The organism is Hydrogenophaga intermedia, from assembly GCF_023715105.1.
Taxonomy (GTDB): Bacteria; Pseudomonadota; Gammaproteobacteria; order Burkholderiales; family Burkholderiaceae_C; genus Hydrogenophaga; species Hydrogenophaga intermedia_A.
In genome coordinates this window covers 67767-86119 of the sequence record NZ_JAMBNO010000011.1, presented here as the reverse complement: position 1 = coordinate 86119, position 18353 = coordinate 67767, and the positions used below count along the sequence as shown (strand labels likewise).

The window sequence follows — 18353 nt, the reverse complement described above, 5'->3', positions numbered from 1 at the left end:
CCCGTGCACGCCGGCTCAGGCCGCGGGGCCGATGGTGAGCGAGACGCTGCCCACGCCGTCGACGTGGCCTTCCAGGCGGTCGCCGCTGACGACCGCGCCCACGCCCTCGGGGGTGCCGGTGTATATCAGGTCGCCCGCCTGCAGGTGATAGAAACGCGAGAGGTCTTCGATGATCTCGCGGATGTTCCAGATCAGCTTGTCGACGTCGGACTTCTGCTTCGTCTGACCATTGACCTGCAACTCGATCGCGCCGCGCTCGATCACCGTGAACGGCATCGGCACGATCTCGCTGCACACCGAACCCTGCTCGATGTCCTTGCCCAGGTCCCAGGGGCGACCCTTGTCGCGCGCCACCAGCTGCAGGTCGCGCCGCGTCATGTCCAGGCCCGCGGCGTAACCGTAGACCAGCTCGTGTGCGTCGGCCGCAGCGACGCGAAAGCCCGCGCGGCCGATGGCCACCACGAGCTCCATCTCGAAGTGGTAGTTCGTGGTCTCGCTCGGGTAGGGCACGGTGACGCCCGACGGGGTAAGCGTGGTGAGCGATTTGGTGAAGTAGAACGGCCGCTCGAGCGACTTGTCGACCGGCTTGCCCATCTCGACCGCGTGAGCGTGGTAGTTGCGACCGACAAAGAACAGGCGGTTGACGGGAAACAGTTCGCTCTGGCCACGAATGGGCAGGGCGGCGACGGGGGGCGGGTTGAACAGATACGAAGGCATGGGGTGTCCAGGAATCAGGGCATCGCGGGTTGGTTGTCGGGCCGCACTTCGTAGACGCCGAGCTTGCGGTGCAAGGGCGACTCGTCGGCGATGAACAGGAAGGCGGGCTCGCTGGCCGAGGCATTGACCAGCGTGGTCGGCGTGTAGCCCGGTATGCAGCAAGTGTCGGCTTCCTTCAAATCGAAGTCGTGGGCGGCCACGCTCACGCGTGCGCGGCCTTCGATGGCGTGGTACACGCAGGCCGGCGAGCGCGCGGGCAGGGTGAGCGTCTGGCCCGGGCGCAGCATGAGTGCGTGAAAGCCGAGAACGTTCTCGGCGTCTTCGCCGGTCTCGGGGTTGGTGTAGGTGAGCTGCACGTGTTCGAGGCCGGGCTGGTCGCTCGCGATGGCCAGCAGCGCAGCCTTGGCCTCGGCCCAGGGGTAGCGCAGCATGGGGTAGCGCTTGCCGCTGCGGCCGAACACCGGCGTGGGCAGCAGGCCGCCGCGCGCATAGACCTGGTCGCCGCGGCCGGGCTTGACGTCCTGACGACCGCCGTTGAGGTGGTAGCTCACCTCCAGGTAGTACATGAGCGGCAGGTCCAGCACGTCGAGCCAGATCACGGGCTGGTCGCCATCGTGGCCGTGTTCGTGCCAGCGGCCGGTCGGCGTGAGGATCAGATCGCCGCGGCTCATGGGGCATTTCTCGCCGTCCACCGTGGTCCAGGCGCCCTCGCCTTCGACCACCATGCGCACCGCATTGGGTGTGTGGCGGTGGCTGGGCGCCCATTCTCCCGGCAGCAGCAACTGCATGCCCAGGTACAACGCGGCGCTGGCCTGCATCTTCTCCAGCGTGTGGCCGGGGTTGGCCAGCACCAGCACGCGCCGCTCGGCCTTCTCGATCGGCGTGAGCTCGCCGGCCTTGAGCAGCAGCGGCTTGATGTCGGCATAGGCCCAATGCGTGGGCTTCGTCTGGCGGGTGGGAATCTGCGGTGGCAGCACGCCGCGCAGGCTGGGCCACAGCGGCACCAGGTTGCGCGCGCGCAGCGCGGCCACGTAGTCGGCGGGAAGGTCTTCGAGTCGGCCGAGGTCGTTCATGGGCGTCTTGCGTTGGGGGTTGCGGGTTGGGCGTGGGGTCAGTGGGTGGCCAGGCAGTTCTCGACGCGCCAGCCATACAGCCATTCGACGGCATCGTAGAAGCGTTCCGGACTGCGGCCCCGCCAGAGGTCGTTGCGAACGAGTCGCTCGACGCCCTTGGCGTGGTAGATGCGGCCCATCTCGCGCGAGGACAGCAGGATGCGCGCCGTGCGCGCGATGCGCGAGCGCTGGTACAGGTCGAGCGCCTTGTCGAAGTCGCCGCCGTGCACGCGCAGCGCTTCACCCAGTGTCACCGCGTCCTCGATCGCCATGCACGCACCCTGCGCCATGTACTGCGTGGTGGGGTGGGCGGCATCTCCCAGCAGCGTCACGCGGCCAAAGCTCCAGCGCTCGATCGGATCGCGGTCCGCGGTGGCCCAGCGCTTCCAGCTTTTGGGCAATTCGATGAGCCGGCGCGCCTTCGGGCAGATGCCCTGGAAGTAGCTCTCGACCTCTTCCTTGCTACCGTCGCGCACACCCCATTCCTCTTGCTCGCGGCTGTGGAAGGTCACGACCACGTTGTACTGCTCGCCGCCACGCAGCGGGTAGTGCACCAGGTGGCAGTTCGGACCGGCCCACAGACTGGCGGCGTTCCAGCGCAGGTCTTCGGGGAAGTCGGCCTTGTCGACCACGGCGCGGTAGACCACGTGGCCGGTCACGCGCGCCGGGTCGCCCACGAACTGCTGGCGCACCACCGATTTCACGCCATCGGCGCCGATCAGCGCCAGCCCCCGGTGTGCCTGGCCGTGCTGATCGAACACGGTCACGCCATGGGCATCCTGCTCGATGCGCTCGACGCGGGTGGCGGTGTGAAAACTCACCCGGTCGCTGGCCTGCACGCCCTCCAGCAGCGAGCCGTGGGCGTCCGCGCGGTGGATCACCGCGTAGGGGTTGCCGAAGCGCTGGCGGAAGGCCTCGCCCGTGGGCACGCGGCCGATGGTGTACTCGTCGATCGCGTCGGTCATCACCATCTCGTCGATGTAGACCGCGCGCGAGCGGGCGGCCTCGCCCACGCCCAGCGCGTCGAAGGCCCAGAACGCGTTGGGGCCGAGCTGCATGCCGGCGCCGATCTCGCCGATCTGCGGTGCTTGCTCGAACACCTTCACCTCGAAGCCCTGGCGCACCAGCGCCAGCGCCGCCGCCAGGCCGCCGATGCCGCCGCCGGCCACCAGCACCGGCAACTGCTTTGCTTGTGTCGCCACGGATGTCTCCTCTACAACGTCTGCATACTGATGATCAGTACACTTATCATAAGTGTCCTGATAGCATCCTGTCCACTTCCACTTGTCGTCGACCGTGCCGCCACCACCATGAAACGCCCAGCGCCGCCCAGCGTCAACATCGACGACCAGCCTGGCCACTACATCCGGCGTCTGCACCAGATTTCGGTGGGCATCTTCCTGCAGGAGCTCTCGGAGCTGGGCATCACGCCCGTGCAGTACGCGGCGCTGCAGACCGTGGCCAACCAGCCCGGTATCGACCAACGCACGCTGGCACGCACCATTGCGCTGGATGCCTCCACCACCGGCGGCGTGGTGGACCGCCTGGAACAACGCGGGGCGCTGGAGCGCCGCACCGCGCCAAGCGATCGGCGCGCGCGCCAGCTCTGGCTCACTGCCGACGGCGAGCGCTTGCTGACCGAGGCGGTGCCGGCCATGCTGCTGGCGCAGCAGCAGATCCTGGCGCCGCTGACCGAGCGTCAGCGCGCCGAATTCATGCGCCTGATGCGCATCGTGGTGGACGAGAACAATGCGCTCAGCCGCGCACCGAGCGAGGTGGCGGCGCTGCGCTGAGCGGGGTGCGGCTCAGGCCCGCAGGTGCTCGGCCACTGCGTGGAGCACCTGTTCGTCGCGCAGCAAGCGGGTGTGGCCCAGGCCACTGGTTTCCAGCAGCCGCGCACCGGCGATCGCATCCCGATAGGCCTCGGCGTCGGCGAAACGGTTGATGCGGTCCTCGCGGTCGTGCACGATCAGCGTAGGTTGCGTCACCCGCGGGCCCACCGCCGCGGGCTCGAACTGGCGCATCAGGATGCCTTCGCGCGCCTCGACGTGGTGCTGCAGTTGCACGCGGGTGGCTTCGCTCAGCCCGAACACCGAGGCGAACAGGCGCGTGTAGGCCAGGGGCGAGGCCGGCGGCGCCAGCAGCACCAGCCGTTGCACCGGCAGGCCGCGCGCCGCGGCGTGCGCCAGCGCGTTGGCCGCCAGCGAATGCGCCGCCACCGCCCGCACCGCATGCCCCTGCATCTGCAACCGCGCCACCAGGTACTCGATGGCGCGCGCGAACTGCGGCAGGTTGCTGGTGCTGCCCAGGCTGCGGCCATGCGCCGGCAGATCGACCAGCACTGGCCGCCAACCGCGGCTGGCCAGGGCCTGCGCGAGCGGCAGCATCTGCGCCGCGTGCCCGCCCCAGCCGTGCAGCAGCAACGCCACCGGCCCGTGTGGCGCGGGCGGCGGCTGATACAGCGTGATGCTGGCGTCTTCGAACGCCCAGGACGCTTGTTGCCACGCCGACAGTGCGGGTTGGCGCCCGTGCATCCATTTCGGTGGCAATGGGGTGCCGAACAGCCGCACGGCACCGCGCACGGCCAGCGCGGGCCAGAGGCGCTCGGACAAGCCGAGACCCCAGCGCAGCCAGCGCGTGGCGGGGTTGGCGTCGTAGTAGGCCGACGCGGTCTGCAAGGGGGAGGTGTTCATGGGCTTCTCCTGAAATCGCACAACTGTGCGAAACATGATCAAAAAAAGGGGGTCAGACCCGGTAGGTCTGCAGCAGGCGCGCCCAGGTGGCCTGGGCGCGGTCGGTTGCGCGGGGATCGCGCAGAAAGCGCACGTCATGCACCAGCCCGATCGCCAGGCTGCAGATCTCGCCCACCAGTTGCTCCGGGTCGGTGTCGGGCTTGAGGTGGCCGGCCTCGACGGCCTGCAGCACGGTGCGACGCAATGCGGCACGCCAGCGCGTCACCTCGCCCAGCAGCAGGTCGCGCAACTCGCCCTCGCGATCGTCGAGCTCGAACGCACCCGAGGTGTAGAGGCAGCCGGTGTGCGCCTCCACGTCGCGCAGGCGGATCAACCAGCGGCGAACGATCTCGCTCAGGCGCGGCAGGCCTTTGGGCGACTGCATGGCCGGCACGAACACGTCGGCCAGGAAGCGGCGACCGAACTCCTCGATCACCGCCTTCTGCAGCGCCTCGCGCGAACCCACACGGGAGAACACGCCGCTCTTGGAAATGCCGATGCGGTCGGCCACCGCCTGCAGGGTGATGGCCTCCAGCCCCTCGGCCGACGCGAGGTCGAGCGCGGCGCCGACGATGGCGGCGCGCGTCATTTCGCTTTTCTGGGTTCGGGCGTCCATGCGCAGCAATTTAGCACATATGTGCGAAAACAATGGCTCGTGCCGGACTTGGACGACGAGTGGTCGCTGGCTATGATCCAGCGCGTTCTCCCCCCATCCCGATGAACCCGCCCGTGCCGCCGCTCAAGCCCGAGTTCCTGGCCATGATGACCAAGGGCGTGTCGCTCATTCTGAGTAGTTGCGACCACGCGCTCACGCCGAGCGTGATGCGCGCCGTCGGCAGCCATGTGGAGGACGGGGGGCGTCGCATCACCGCGTTCCTGGCCCGGCGCCAGTCGCGCCAGCTGCTGGCCGACATTGCGAGCAGTGGCCGCGTGGCCGCGGTCTTCAGCCAGCCCAGCACGCACCGCACGGTGCAGTTCAAGAGCCGGCGCGTGCACCTGCGGGAAATCCAGGCGCTCGATCTGCCGTTGATCGAGCGCTATCGCCTGTCGATGGAAGACGAGCTCGCCGCCCTGGGCTATCCGCACGGGCTGGCCAGCGCCATGCTCGCCCACCAGCCGGACGATCTGGTGGCGGTGGTTTTCGAACCTGACGAAGCGTTCGATCAGACGCCGGGCCAGCACGCCGGCCAGCGCATGGAGGCCGCATGAACGCGCCCGACGCGACCTCGGCGTTCGAACACGCGGAGATGGACGAGCTGCGCCCCTGCATGGAGGGGATGGTCCCGTCCATCATGGCCACCGTGGCGCCCGACGGCACACCCAACGTGGCCTACATCTCGCAGGTCTATCACGTGGACGCGCGGCACGTGGCGCTGTCGTTCCAGTTCTTCAACAAGACACGGCAGAACCTGCTCGCGCACCCGCGATCGACGGTGCTGTTGCTGCACCCGCGCACCGGGCGTTTCTACCGCCTGCACCTGCGCTACGAACGCACCGAGACCGAGGGCCCGGTGTTCGAGAGCATGAAGGCGCAACTTGCCGGCATCGCCTCGCACGGCGGCATGGCCGACGTGTTCCACCTGCGCGGCGCCGACATCCATGCGGTGCTGGCGATCGAACGCCTGCCCGCCGAGACGATGCCGATGGCGCTGCCCGCGCCGCCGGCCCGGCCCAATCCGCTGATGGTGTTGCGCCGCGTGAGCACGGGCCTGTCGGCGGCGCGCTCGCTGGACACGCTGCTCGAGGCGGCACTCGATGCCCTGGAGCGCGAGATGGGTGTGCGCCACGCCATGGTGCTGATCCTGGACGCCAGCACGCAGCGGCTCTACACGGTGGCCAGCCGCGGCTACGCCACCTCGGGCGTGGGCTCGGAGATCGCGATCGGCCACGGCGTGATCGGCGTTGCTGCGCGCGAGCGCACCCCCATCCGCATCAACCACATGACAACCGCGCAGCGCTACAACCAGGCCATGCGCCAGGGCATGGAAGGCGCGGGCAGCACCGATATCCCTTACCCGGGACTGCCCCAGCCGCGCAGCCAGCTCGCGGCGCCGCTGCTCTCGGCCGACCGCGTGCTGGGCGTGCTGTTCGTCGAAAGCGGGCAGGACCTGCGCTTCGATTTCGAGGACGAGGATCTGCTGGTCACGCTGGCCGGGCAGTTGGCGGCCGGCATCGACCTCATGCACGAATCCGAGGAGCCCTGTGGCGAGGCCGACGCGCTGCCCGGCGAGGCGCCCGTGGCCGCCGCGTCGGCGTTGCTGCGCGTGCGCCGCTACCGGCGCGACGACAGCATCTTCGTGAACAACGCCTACCTCATCAAAGGTGTGGCCGGCGCCATCCTGTGGAAGCTGCTCAACGACCACCGGGGTGGGCGCAGCGAATTCACCAACCGCGAGCTGCGGCTCGACCCTTCGCTGCGCCTGCCGGATGTGAGCGACAACCTCGAGGCGCGGCTGCTGCTGTTGCACCGCCGCCTGAGCGAACAATGCCCGGCGCTGCGCTTGCAGAAAACCGGCCGCGGCTGCTTCCGCTTCGACGCGCTCGCGCCGGTGGAGCTGGCAGAGAGCGCCTGATGCGCCCGGAGCGCCTCAGACCTCGACCAGGCCCGGCACCGGCGGCAGGTTGATGCCGCGCGCGAGCTTGGCCCAGTCGCGCTGGTTCATGTGCGCGCGCGCCACGTCGAGCATGGCCTCCACGGCCGCCAGCGGTGCCTTGGTCTGCATGTCGTTGACCATCATGCAGCGCTCCACTGTGTTCATTGCGGGCAGCAGCCAGCGTGCGATCAGCATCATCTCCTGCGGCGGGATGCTGGCGACGAGCTCGTCGTGGATGGCGAGCAGCTCGAAGTCGTTGTAGGTGGCCCAGAGCGCGGCGTTGTGCTGCGTTTCTTCGACGTGCATGTGCGCAAAGTTCTCGGCCACGAACAGTGCCACGGCGAGGTACAGCGCGTGCAGCGCACTTGCACGCTCGGCGGTGGGCACATTGGCCAGCGCACGCGCGGCCTCGCTCAGGCGGGCGGTGTGGCGCAGATGGTCCTCGTGCTCATGGCCCACCGCGTCGCATACGCCGGGGCAGCGCGCTTGCAGCGCGGCGTGTACGAAGCGGTTCTCGTGCTCGACATGGCGTTCGCACATCTCCATCAACTCGACGACACGATCGCAGGCGTCGCGCACCTCCGCCTCGTCGGTGGGGTCGGCGCGGCCAAGGGCGAAGAGTGTGTCGCCCATGACGGCGCGCAGCGCCTTGTGGATGCCGGCGTACATGTTGAAGCGTCCTTCGCCGGTGCGGGCGGCGGCGGCAATGGCCGCGAATTCGATCGGATGGGATTGCATGGTGGTTTCCTGGTTCGCCGGCTGACCCCGGCGTCGTGGTGCTGGCGGCGGCGCCCCATGCGCCACGCGTCCATGAACGAAAGTGTCGGAAATACCCACCCATCGCGTCGCTAAATGGCGCTTAAGTGCTCCCTAAAAAGACCTTAAGCCTCCCCCACCCGGGGGAAAAGCGCTCAGTCCAGCCCGCGAATGCGCCCGCGCAACTGTTTGACCGCGCCGCGCTGCACCTTGCCTTGCAGACGCCGCTCGCGCGCGGCGCGCGTGGGGCGTGTGGCGCGCCGGGTCTTGGGCACCACGGCCGCGGCGTCCACCATGGCCTGCAGCCGCGCCAGCGCATCGGCCTTGTTCTGCTCCAGACTGCGGCTGCCCTGCGCCTTGATGACGATCACGCCCTCCTGCGTGAGCCGGGTGTCGTGCAGGGCCAGCAGGCGCGTCTTCACCGCCTCGGGCAGCGAGGACGCGCGCACCACGAAGCGCAGGTGCACCGCGTTGCTCACCTTGTTGACGTTCTGCCCCCCCGCGCCCTGCGCGCGAATGGCGGTGAAGTCCACCTCGGCGGGGTCGATCAGCGGTGTCGCATGCATGCCGCGAGTCTAGTAGTGCTCCTTCACGCCGGTGAACATGGCCTTGATCAGCCGTGTGCGCTCCAGGCGACCCATCACCAGCGCGGCGGCCGCGTGCAGGCCGGCCAGCCACAGCAGCGCTGCGGCCAGGCCCTCGTGCAGTTCTTCGAGCGCCTCGTTGCCCCAGAAACGCCCGGTGCCCTGCAGCCAGCCGGTGAGCGCCAGCGCGAGCACCAGCGCCATCAGCAGCAGCATCGCGATGGCGCCCAGCGGGTTGTGCCCGGGGGCTGCCGGCCGGTGCGTGCCGCGCAGCCCCGCCAGGTGCGCGCGCACGCGCGCCGGGGTGGGCCAGAAATCGGTGAAGCGCGCGTGGCGTGTGCCCACGAAACCCCACAGCACGCGCAGGCCCACCAAGGCGGCCGCGGCGTAGCCGATCCAGCGGTGGGGTGGGTCACCCTCTTCGAGCAAGCCCTGGTTGAGCACCACGCAGGCCACGAGCGACCAATGGAAGAAGCGCACGAACGGATCCCACACGCGTTGCGCGGTCGGTGCATTCATGGCGCGTTCACTCCGATTTGACGGCCTTGCCGGAGACCGGATCGAAGTAGATCTCGACCTTCTTGCCCGCCTTGTCGGTGCCGTAGATCTCATAGCAGTTGCCCTTGGTGACCTTGAAATTCTTGATCTGGTAGCCCTGCGCAGCGAGTTCCTTCTTGAATTCGGCCTCGGGCTTCCAGCCGTCCCTGGTCGCGGCACAGGTCGGGCCGGCCAGGGCGATGCCGGTGAGGGTGAGGCCGCAGACGGCCGTGGCAAAGCGTTTCATCGTGGAGATCCTTGGTGTTGCCCCGCACATGCGGGTGGCGTCATTGCAGTCAGGGCGGATGAACCCAGGCTTAAGCCGCACCGCGGTGGGCAGGCAAGTGGCTTCCCTGCCCGCCGTGGGGTCGCGAGCCCGCTGGGATAATTGCGGCCCATGGGATCGAAACAGCGCGTGGTGGTGGGCTTGAGCGGGGGCGTGGACTCCGCGGTGAGTGCGTACCTGCTCAAGCAGCAGGGGCACGAGGTCGTCGGCATCTTCATGAAGAACTGGGAAGACGACGACGATGGCGAGCACTGCACCAGCCGCCAGGACTGGCTCGACGCCGCCAGCGTGGCCGACGTGCTCGGCATCGACATCGAGCACGTGAACTTCGCCGCTGAGTACAAGGACCGTGTGTTTGCCGAGTTCCTGCGCGAGTACCAGGCCGGGCGCACCCCCAACCCGGACATCCTGTGCAACGCCGAGATCAAGTTCAAGGCATTTCTGGACCACGCCATGCGCCTGGGCGCCGGGAAGATCGCCACCGGCCACTACGCGCGTGTGCGCGAACGCGCCGGGCGATTCGAACTGCTCAAGGGGCTGGACCCGCTGAAAGACCAGAGCTATTTCCTGCACCGCCTGAACCAGGCGCAGCTCGCGAAGACGATGTTTCCCGTGGGTGAGTTGCCCAAGACCGAGGTGCGGCGCATTGCGGCCGAGATCGGCCTGCCCAACGCGAAGAAGAAGGACAGCACCGGCATCTGCTTCATCGGCGAGCGCCCGTTCCGCGAGTTCCTCAACCGGTACATCGCCAGCGCGCCGGGGCCGATCAAGGACGAGCGTGGCCGCGTCATCGGCGAGCACGTGGGCCTGAGCTTCTACACCCTGGGTCAGCGCCAGGGCCTGGGCATCGGCGGCGTGAAGGCCAAGGGTGCACAAAAGGGCGGTAGCGAGCATGAACCCTGGTTCGTGGCGCGCAAGGACATCGCGAACAACACCTTGTGGGCGGTGCAAGGTCACGACCACCCCTGGCTGCTCGCACCGCGCCTGCGCGCACACGACGCGAGCTGGGTGGCGGGTCAGCCGCCCGGTGCCGGCCCCCTGGGCGCCAAGACCCGCTACCGCCAGGCCGATGCGCCGTGCGCCTTCGAGCCGCGCGGGGCCGACGGCTTCGTGCTGCGTTTCGATCAGCCCCAATGGGCCGTGACGCCGGGTCAGAGCGCGGTGCTCTACGACGGCGAGGTCTGTCTGGGTGGGGGCGTCATCGTGACCGAGGCCGCCTCGGGCGAGGACGCCTTCAGCCCTTCGGCGGCGCTGGCGGCGCAGGCGCTGTAGACGGCGCGGGCGACTCGATCGCGCGGCGCAGCGAGCCGCCCAGCCTCGCGTGGATCTTGCGCGTGGTGCGCCAGGTGGCCCACAGCACCAGGGGCACCAGTGCGGCGGCGGCCATCTCGGGGTGGATCGGCAGCCCCGCGGCCTTGGCGCCCTTGCCCACGTAGAGCAGCAGGCTGATCACGTAGTACGAGATCGCCGCGATCGACAGACCCTCCACCGTGGTCTGCAGCTGCAATTGCAGCTCTTGCCCACGCGTGAGCTTGGCCAGCAGCTCCTGGTTCTGCGCCTCGGTGGCGATGTCCACGCGCGTGCGCAGCAGCGCGCTGGTGCGCGTGATGCGCTCGGACAGCGAGCCCAGGCGACGTTCGGACGCGGCCACCGTGGCCATGGCGGGCGACAGGCGTCGCCGCATGAACTCGCCCAGTGTCTGGGTGCCGGGTATCGGGCGCTCGCGCAGCTCGCCGATGCGCTGCACCACCAGCGCGTCATAAGCGCGCGTGGCCGCGAAGCGGTAGGTGTGCTCGGCGGTGGCGCGCTCCACACCACCGGCCAGCGCCACCAGCCGGTCGAGCAGGTCCTGCTCGGACACGCTCTTGTGCTCCAGCTGGGCGGTGATGGCGGCCAGTTGCGCCTCCGCCTGCGCCAGCATGGGCGAGAGCTCCTTGGCGACCGGCAGCCCGCGCAAGGCCATCAGCCGGTAGATTTCCATCTCGAGGAGCCGCTGCGAGATGCGTCCGGCACGCGCCTCGGTGGTGTCGGGGGGGGCGACCACCAGCATGTGTTCGAACCCGCTCTCGCGCAGATGGAAGTCGGTGGCCGCCCAGGAATGCCCGCCCCCCAGCTGGGACGCCATCACGGTGCGTTCGCCGAACCAGCGCTGCACCGGGCGCATCAGCGTGGCCTGCGCCTCGCTGGTCTGTGCCGGCAGTTCCGCATGCACCATGGCCAGCAGGATCGCCGCGACGGTGCGCCCCGGAATTGCGCCGACCCAGCCCGGCGGCAACGCCAGCGCCTGGTGCAGCTCGGGGGCGACCGCCCCGAGGCCGAGGCCCTCGGGCAAGGGCTGCACCAGCGAATAGCGCGTGAACTCCGTGTGGCGCTCCCATTTGAGGGTGCGTCCGTCGGGCAGCGGCAGGCGCAGGAAGTTGGCTTGCAGGTCCCGCACCTGCAAGGCGTCGTGGCCAGGCAGGCGGCGCAGGTGCTCCAGTTCCTGTTCGCGGCCCACGCCCTCATTGAGCACGGCGACGAAGGTCACCAGCGCCGGCAGGCGGATCTGCGCCGAGGGGCGAGCGTGCACCTCGTCGTGCAGCGAACGGCGCTCGGGATCGTCGGGGGGCAGGTCGCGGATCGGATTCATGTCGGGTGACCTCGACAGGTGGGCCGTTCAACTGTATGCGATGGGCGGCGCGTGGCCACCCTCGAACCCGATGCCCCGTCCGGCGGGCCGTTGGTGAGGGCCTGCCTGCAGCCTACTGCATAGGCAGTATTGAGTCGACCTCCGGTGCCTCGAATACTGGCAGCCACTCGCGGCAGTGCAGCGCCGTCGCACGGGCGGATGGGGGTTCCATGGGCAGTCAAGACGAACGTCCGGCCACGGACCGCGGCTCGCGCCAGCCGAGCGTGCCGAGCGAAGCGGTGCCCCGCTGGTGCGTCCTGGTGGGCGCTTCGCTGGCACTCGGTCTCCTGTCGATCGGGTGGCTGTGGTGGTCGCTGACCACCGCGCCCGATCCGCTGTTGGGCATGTTGCTATCGGCGGGGGCCGGCGCAGGACTCGTGTTGCTGCTGTGCGGCCTGGTGCAGCGACGTTGGGCGCGCAAGCTGGCCGGTGTGATGGCAGGCCGGTTCCACGCCAGGGTGGAACGGGCGGTGGCCGAGCGCACCCTGCGCGAGCGCTCCCGGCTGCTCAATGCCCTGGCATACGATCTGCGACAGCCCCTGTACGCCATGAGCCTGGCCACGCAGAGCCTGCAGCATCAACGGGCAATGCGCCGCTTCGGGTCCACGCTGGACCAGTTGCACAAGGCCCTCGAGGCGGCCGACGAATTGCTGGACACGATCAACACCATCGCCTTGCTGGAATCCGGTGCAATCCAGCCGCGGCTGGCGGTGTTTTCGGTGCAGGCGATGCTCGAGCGCATCGATCGCGTGCACGGGCCGGTGGCCAGTGCGCGCGGCCTGCACTGGACGGTGACGCCCAGCCTGGAGCACGCGCGCAGTGACGCCATCCTGCTTGAACGCATGCTTGGCCAGTTGATCACCAACGCCGTGCGCTGCACGCGACAGGGTGGCGTGCTCGTGTCATGCCGCCGGCGGGACACGCATCTGCTGATCCAGGTGTGGGACACCGGGCCAGGACTGAACGAGTCGGAACTCGCCCACGTGTTCGATCTGCATTACCGTGGCCAGACACGCACCGAGACGGAGAACGGCGTCGGCCTGGGCCTTTGCATCGTGCATCAGGCGGCCCAGTTGCTGGGCATCGGGCTCGGCGTGCGCTCTCGTGTGGGTCATGGCACCTGCTTCAGCCTGCGTGTGCCGCTGGCCGAGGCGGCCCGCTGAACGCCATCAATCAGGCCCGGCCCGGCGCGCGCTGCTGAACACCGACGCGTCGGTGCTCAGCAGATCGAGCGGATACCGCCGCCCGGCCAGGTGATCCTCCATGCAGCGCAGCACCAGCGGGCTGCGGTGGCGCGCCGCACTGGCGCGCACCTCGTCCGGCGTGAGCCACAGTGTGCGCACGATGCCCTGGTCCAACGATCGACCGGCCATCGCCGGGCCAAGGTCGCCGCAAAAGGCGAAACGCAGGTAGGTGATGTCCTCGGCGCCGCGCTGGAAGCGTGACAGGTACACGCCCACCAGTGCTTGCGGCGTGAACGCATGGGTTGTCTCTTCGAGCGTCTCTCGCGCCACCCCCTGTGCCGGGCTCTCGCCCGGATCCAGGTGGCCGGCGGGGTTGTTCAGCCGCAATCCTTCGGGGGTGTGCTCCTCGACCAGCAGGTAGCGGCCGTCGCGCTCGATCACCGCGGCCACGGTGACGCTGGGTTTCCATCGTTCGCTCATGCGGGAATTATCTGGCGCGGTGGCTGCACCACGTGGCTTGCATGAGGCTTTCAGTTAAGCTTGCGCGCCGATTCCCCATCCCCCGAGCGAGGAGACACCCATGCTCATTGGCGTACCCGCCGAAACCCTGGCGGGCGAGACCCGTGTTGCCGTCACGCCCGAGACGGCGAAGAAGCTGGTGGCACAAGGCCACCAGGTGAAGGTTCAATCCGGTGCCGGCGTGGCCGCCAGCGCCACCGATGCTGCCTACGAAGCCGTGGGCGCGCAGATCACCGACGCCGCCGGCGCACTGGGCGCAGACCTGGTGCTCAAGGTGCGCAGTCCGCAGGCCGCCGAGCTCTCGCAGATGAAGCCCGGTGCCACCCTGGTGGGCATGCTCAACCCGTTCGATGCCGAAGGCCTGGCGGCCCTGGCCGGCGCCGGGCTCACCAGCTTCGCACTAGAGGCCGCGCCGCGGACCACCCGTGCACAGAGCATGGACGTGCTGTCCTCGCAGGCCAACATCGCGGGCTACAAGGCCGTGATGGCCGCAGCCAACGCCTACCCCAAGTTCTTCCCCATGCTCATGACGGCCGCCGGCACGGTGAAGGCCGCGCGCGTGGTCATCCTGGGTGTCGGTGTGGCCGGCCTGCAGGCCATCGCCACCGCCAAGCGCCTCGGTGCCGTCATCGAGGCGAGCGACGTGCGCCCGAGCGTGAAGGAGCAGGTCGAATCGCTGGGCGCCAAGTTCATCGAGGTGCCCTATGAAACCGCCGAAGAAAAAGAGGCGGCCGAAGGAGTGGGCGGTTACGCCAAACCCATGCCGCCGAGCTGGCTGGCGCGCCAGGCCGTGGAAGTGGCCAAGCGCGTGGCCATGGCCGACGTGGTGATTTCCACCGCGCTGATCCCCGGGCGCGCCGCGCCCACGCTGATCACCGAAGAGATGGTGAAAAGCATGAAACCGGGCTCGGTGATCGTGGACATCGCGGCGGGCAAGGGCCCGAACGGTGTTGGCGGCAACTGCCCGCTCACCGAGGCCGACAAAACCGTGGTCAAGCACGGTGTGACCATCATCGGCGAGACCAACCTGCCCGCACGCGTGGCGGCCGACGCCTCGGCGCTGTACGCACGCAACGTGCTCGATTTCCTCAAGCTTGTGCTCCCCAAGGACGCGGCGGCGGTACAGGTGCCGATGGACGACGACATCGTCGTGGCCTGCCTCATGACCCAGAACGGTGAAGTGAAAAGGAAGTGACATGGACGCCGTCTCCCCCACCCTCATCAACCTGATCATCTTCGTGCTCGCCATCTACGTGGGCTACCACGTGGTGTGGAACGTCACTCCTGCGCTGCACACGCCGCTGATGGCCGTGACCAACGCCATCTCGGCCATCGTGATCGTGGGCGCCATGCTGGCCGCCGGCCTGACCGAAACCCCGCTGGGCAAGTCCATGGGCGTGCTGGCGGTGGCGTTGGCCGCGGTCAACGTCTTCGGCGGTTTCCTCGTCACGCGACGCATGCTCGAGATGTTCAAGAAGAAGGAGCGCAAGGCGCCGGCAGCGGGAGACAAGGCATGAGCATGAACCTCGTCGTCCTGCTGTACCTCGTCGCCTCGGTGTGCTTCATCCAGGCCTTGAAGGGCCTGTCGCACCCGACCACCTCCATCCGCGGCAACGTCTTCGGCATGACGGGCATGGCGATCGCCGTGCTCACCACCGCGGCGCTGATCGTCGAGCTCTCCGGCGGCAAGGCCCAGGGCATGGTCTACGTGCTCGCGGGGCTGGTCATCGGCGGTGGTGTTGGCGCCTACATGGCCAACAAGGTCGAGATGACCAAGATGCCCGAACTGGTCGCGTTCATGCACAGCATGATCGGCCTGGCCGCGGTGTGTATCGCGGTGGCGGTGGTGGCCGAGCCCTGGGCCTTCGGCATCGCCGAGCGCGGTCAGCCCATCCCGTTCGGCAACAAGATCGAGCTCTTCCTGGGCGCGGCCATCGGGGCCATCACCTTCAGCGGTTCGGTCATCGCCTTCGGCAAGCTCAGCGGCAAGTACAAGTTCCGCCTCTTCCAGGGCGCGCCCGTCACGTTCTCGGGCCAGCACCTGCTCAACCTGGTGCTGGGCATCGCCACTGTGGCGCTGGGCGTGTTCTTCGCCGTCACCGAGAACTGGCCCGCGTTCTTCGCCATGATCGCGCTCTCCTTCGTGCTCGGCGTGCTCATCATCATCCCCATCGGCGGCGCCGACATGCCGGTGGTGGTGTCCATGCTCAACAGCTATTCGGGCTGGGCGGCGGCAGGTATCGGTTTCTCGCTCAACAACAGCATGCTGATCATCGCGGGCTCGCTCGTGGGCAGCTCGGGCGCGATCCTGAGCTACATCATGTGCAAGGCCATGAACCGCTCGTTCATCAGCGTCATCCTGGGCGGCTTCGGGGGCGACGCGGGCGCGGCGGCAGCCGGTGGCGGCGTGCAGCGCACCGCCAAGAGCGGCAGCGCCGACGACGCGGCCTTCATCCTCGGCAATGCCGAGACCGTGGTCATCGTGCCGGGCTATGGCCTGGCGGTGGCGCGCGCGCAGCACGCGGTGAAGGAACTCGCGCACAAGCTCAGCGAGAAAGGCATCACGGTGAAGTACGCGATTCACCCGGTGGCCGGGCGCATGCCGGGCCACATGAACGTGTTGCTGGCCGAGGCCGAGGTGCCGTACGACCAGGTGTTCGAGATGGAAGACATCAACGGCGAGTTCGGTCAGGCCGACGTGGCCATCATCCTGGGCGCCAACGACGTGGTGAACCCGGCTGCGTTGCAGAAGGGCTCGCCCATCTACGGCATGCCCATCCTGGAGGCCTACAAGGCCAAGACCGTGATCGTGAACAAGCGCTCCATGGCCGCCGGCTACGCCGGCCTGGACAACGAGCTGTTCTACATGGACAAGACCATGATGGTCTTCGGTGACGCGAAGAAGGTGGTCGAGGACATGACCAAGGCCATCGAGTGAACGCAGGACGAGACGATAACGAGGAGACCGCAGCATGCTGACCGCGACCGATCAACGCCCCTGGCTGTCGGCCTACCCCGAGGGCGTGCCCGCCGACATCGACGTCACTCGGTACCCCTCGCTGGTGCACCTGATGGAGGAGAGCTTTCGCGCCCACGCCGACCGCACGGCCTACAGCTTCATGGGCAAGGACGTCAGCTATGCCGAGACCGACCGTGTCTCAAAGGCATTCGGCGCTTACCTGCAGTCGCTCGGGTTGGTCAAGGGGGATCGCGTTGCCATCATGATGCCCAACGTGCCGCAGTACCCGGCGGTGGTGGCGGGCATCCTGCGCGCCGGCCTGGTGGTGGTGAACGTGAACCCGCTCTACACCGCGCGCGAACTGGAGCACCAGCTCAAGGATTCCGGCGCCAAGGCGATTGTCATCATCGAGAACTTCGCGCACACGCTGGAGCAGTGCATCGCGGCTACGCCGGTCAAGCACGTGGTGCTGGCGGCCATGGGCGACCGGCTTGGCCTGCTCAAGGGCGCGCTGGTGAACTACGTGGTGCGCAACGTCAAGAAGATGGTGCCGGCGTTCAACCTGCCGCAGGCGGTGCGCTTCAACGACGCGATCGCGCGCGGCGCGCGCAGCGAGCTGAAGCGGCCCGACATCCAGCCCGACGACATGGCCGTGCTGCAGTACACCGGCGGCACCACGGGCGTGAGCAAGGGCGCGGTGCTCCTGCACCGCAACATCATTGCCAACGTGCTGCAGTCCGAGGTCTGGAACGAGCCGGTGATGAAGCTGGTGCCTGCCGGCGAGCAGCCCACCGCCATCTGTGCGCTGCCGCTCTATCACATCTTCGCGTTCACCGTGAACATGATGCTGAGCCTGCGCGTGGGTGGCAAGACCATCCTGATCCCGAATCCACGTGACCTGCCCGCGGTGCTCAAGGAGCTGAGCAAGCACCGTTTCCACAGCTTCCCTGCCGTGAACACCCTGTTCAACGGCCTGGCCAACCACCCCGACTTCAACACCGTGGACTGGAGCCACCTCAAGGTGTCGGTGGGTGGCGGCATGGCAGTGCAGGGTGCCGTGGCCAAGCTCTGGCTGGACAAGACGGGTTGCCCGATCTGCGAGGGGTACGGCCTGTCGGAAACCAGCCCTTCGGCCAGCTGCAACCCGACCAACAGCAAGAGCTTCACCGGCACCATTGGCGTACCCCTCCCCGGCACGCGCATGAAGTGCCTCGACGACGACGGCAACGAGGTGCCCGTGGGGCAACCAGGCGAGATCGCCATTCAGGGCCCGCAGGTGATGGCCGGCTATTGGCAGCGCCCCGACGAGACCGCCAAGGTCATGACGGCCGATGGCTTCTTCAAGACCGGCGACATCGGGGTGATGGATGAGCGCGGCTTCTTCAAGATCGTCGACCGCAAGAAGGACATGGTCCTGGTCAGCGGCTTCAACGTCTATCCGAACGAGGTCGAAGACGTGGTGGCCCAGTTGCCTGGCGTGCTGGAGTGCGCGGTGGTGGGTGTGCCCGACGACAAGACCGGCGAGGCCGTGAAACTCGTCATCGTGAAGAAGGACGCGGCGCTGACCGAAGCCCAGGTGCGCGACTACTGCCGCGCCAACCTCACGGGATACAAGCAGCCGAAGGTGATCGAGTTCCGCACCGAGCTGCCCAAGACGCCGGTGGGCAAGATCCTGCGTCGGGAGCTGCGCGACAAGTGAGACCGC

The 18353-nt window shown here is 68.2% G+C and carries 20 protein-coding genes; 9 read left to right on the top strand and 11 right to left on the bottom strand.

Annotated elements, in window-relative coordinates; translation table 11 throughout:
• Positions 1–15 precede the first annotated feature (15 nt).
• The 3 genes from M3149_RS11985 to M3149_RS11975 are packed head-to-tail and all read right to left on the bottom strand — an operon-like array spanning position 16 to position 3031.
• A complete protein-coding gene (locus tag M3149_RS11985; RefSeq protein WP_251709733.1) occupies positions 16–717 on the bottom strand; it encodes a fumarylacetoacetate hydrolase family protein in 702 nt (233 codons plus the stop codon).
• A gap of 14 nt (positions 718–731) precedes the next feature.
• Positions 732–1790: a cupin domain-containing protein gene (locus M3149_RS11980; protein ID WP_251709731.1), complete on the bottom strand. Its 1059-nt coding sequence runs from the start codon at positions 1788–1790 to the stop codon at positions 732–734.
• Between the two features lie 38 nt (positions 1791–1828).
• A complete protein-coding gene (locus tag M3149_RS11975; RefSeq protein ID WP_251709729.1) occupies positions 1829–3031 on the bottom strand; it encodes a 3-hydroxybenzoate 6-monooxygenase in 1203 nt (400 codons plus the stop codon).
• Between the two features lie 108 nt (positions 3032–3139).
• Between M3149_RS11975 and M3149_RS11970 the strand changes: the two genes are divergently transcribed.
• On the top strand, positions 3140–3622 hold the full coding sequence (locus M3149_RS11970; protein WP_251709727.1) for a MarR family winged helix-turn-helix transcriptional regulator: 483 nt from the start codon (positions 3140–3142) through the stop codon (positions 3620–3622).
• Positions 3623–3634: 12 nt separating this feature from the next.
• Here the strand turns inward: M3149_RS11970 and M3149_RS11965 are convergent, their stop codons facing one another.
• Together M3149_RS11965 and M3149_RS11960 are read right to left on the bottom strand one after the other, a co-directional pair.
• Complete coding sequence (locus M3149_RS11965) at positions 3635–4522, bottom strand: alpha/beta hydrolase (protein ID WP_251709725.1); 888 nt, start codon at positions 4520–4522, stop codon at positions 3635–3637.
• A 52-nt stretch (positions 4523–4574) separates the two neighbouring features.
• Positions 4575–5177, bottom strand: a complete 603-nt coding sequence (locus M3149_RS11960; protein ID WP_251709724.1) for a TetR/AcrR family transcriptional regulator — start codon at positions 5175–5177, stop codon at positions 4575–4577.
• 101 nt (positions 5178–5278) lie between these two features.
• On the opposite strand from M3149_RS11960, the gene M3149_RS11955 reads away from it, so the two are divergent.
• Together M3149_RS11955 and M3149_RS11950 are read left to right on the top strand one after the other, a co-directional pair.
• Positions 5279–5770, top strand: coding sequence for a hypothetical protein (locus M3149_RS11955; protein ID WP_251709722.1), 492 nt, complete (start codon positions 5279–5281; stop codon positions 5768–5770).
• Entirely contained in the window at positions 5767–7134 is a 1368-nt protein-coding gene (locus M3149_RS11950) for a GAF domain-containing protein (RefSeq protein ID WP_251709720.1), read from the top strand. Before M3149_RS11955 ends, M3149_RS11950 begins: the two co-directional genes overlap by 4 nt.
• A 15-nt stretch (positions 7135–7149) precedes the next feature.
• Here the strand turns inward: M3149_RS11950 and M3149_RS11945 are convergent, their stop codons facing one another.
• The 4 genes from M3149_RS11945 to M3149_RS11930 form a co-directional block, all read right to left on the bottom strand.
• The gene (locus M3149_RS11945; RefSeq protein WP_251709718.1) at positions 7150–7893 is read right to left on the bottom strand and encodes a hemerythrin domain-containing protein; all 744 of its coding nucleotides are present in this window, start codon (positions 7891–7893) and stop codon (positions 7150–7152) included.
• Positions 7894–8066: 173 nt separating this feature from the next.
• A complete protein-coding gene (gene arfB, locus M3149_RS11940; protein WP_251709716.1) occupies positions 8067–8477 on the bottom strand; it encodes an alternative ribosome rescue aminoacyl-tRNA hydrolase ArfB in 411 nt (136 codons plus the stop codon).
• 9 nt (positions 8478–8486) lie between these two features.
• A complete protein-coding gene (locus tag M3149_RS11935) occupies positions 8487–9014 on the bottom strand; it encodes a cytochrome b/b6 domain-containing protein (RefSeq protein WP_251709714.1) in 528 nt (175 codons plus the stop codon).
• A gap of 7 nt (positions 9015–9021) precedes the next feature.
• Entirely contained in the window at positions 9022–9279 is a 258-nt protein-coding gene (locus tag M3149_RS11930) for a PepSY domain-containing protein (RefSeq protein WP_251709713.1), read from the bottom strand.
• A gap of 150 nt (positions 9280–9429) precedes the next feature.
• Here M3149_RS11930 and mnmA point away from each other — a divergent pair, with 150 nt between their 5' ends.
• A complete protein-coding gene (gene mnmA / locus M3149_RS11925; RefSeq protein ID WP_251709711.1) occupies positions 9430–10590 on the top strand; it encodes a tRNA 2-thiouridine(34) synthase MnmA in 1161 nt (386 codons plus the stop codon).
• On the opposite strand, the gene M3149_RS11920 is transcribed toward mnmA, so the two are convergent.
• Positions 10553–11947: a DUF3422 family protein gene (locus M3149_RS11920; RefSeq protein WP_251709709.1), complete on the bottom strand. Its 1395-nt coding sequence runs from the start codon at positions 11945–11947 to the stop codon at positions 10553–10555. The two genes, mnmA and M3149_RS11920, sit on opposite strands and share 38 nt — an antisense overlap.
• Before the next feature lie 209 nt (positions 11948–12156).
• Here M3149_RS11920 and M3149_RS11915 point away from each other — a divergent pair, with 209 nt between their 5' ends.
• Positions 12157–13149: a sensor histidine kinase gene (locus tag M3149_RS11915; RefSeq protein WP_251709707.1), complete on the top strand. Its 993-nt coding sequence runs from the start codon at positions 12157–12159 to the stop codon at positions 13147–13149.
• 6 nt (positions 13150–13155) lie between these two features.
• On the opposite strand, the gene M3149_RS11910 is transcribed toward M3149_RS11915, so the two are convergent.
• Positions 13156–13650 (bottom strand): NUDIX hydrolase, encoded by a 495-nt coding sequence (locus M3149_RS11910; protein WP_251709705.1) that lies wholly within the window; start codon positions 13648–13650, stop codon positions 13156–13158.
• A 100-nt stretch (positions 13651–13750) separates the two neighbouring features.
• Between M3149_RS11910 and M3149_RS11905 the strand changes: the two genes are divergently transcribed.
• The 4 genes from M3149_RS11905 to M3149_RS11890 are packed head-to-tail and all read left to right on the top strand — an operon-like array spanning position 13751 to position 18347.
• Positions 13751–14884 carry a Re/Si-specific NAD(P)(+) transhydrogenase subunit alpha gene (locus tag M3149_RS11905; protein WP_251709704.1) on the top strand — a complete coding sequence of 378 codons (1134 nt, stop codon included), beginning with the start codon at positions 13751–13753 and terminating at the stop codon, positions 14882–14884.
• Position 14885: 1 nt separating this feature from the next.
• Positions 14886–15206 carry an NAD(P) transhydrogenase subunit alpha gene (locus M3149_RS11900; protein ID WP_251709702.1) on the top strand — a complete coding sequence of 107 codons (321 nt, stop codon included), beginning with the start codon at positions 14886–14888 and terminating at the stop codon, positions 15204–15206.
• A complete protein-coding gene (locus tag M3149_RS11895; protein ID WP_251709700.1) occupies positions 15203–16627 on the top strand; it encodes an NAD(P)(+) transhydrogenase (Re/Si-specific) subunit beta in 1425 nt (474 codons plus the stop codon). Before M3149_RS11900 ends, M3149_RS11895 begins: the two co-directional genes overlap by 4 nt.
• A 34-nt stretch (positions 16628–16661) precedes the next feature.
• On the top strand, positions 16662–18347 hold the full coding sequence (locus M3149_RS11890) for a long-chain-fatty-acid--CoA ligase (protein ID WP_251709698.1): 1686 nt from the start codon (positions 16662–16664) through the stop codon (positions 18345–18347).
• Positions 18348–18353: the final 6 nt, after the last annotated feature.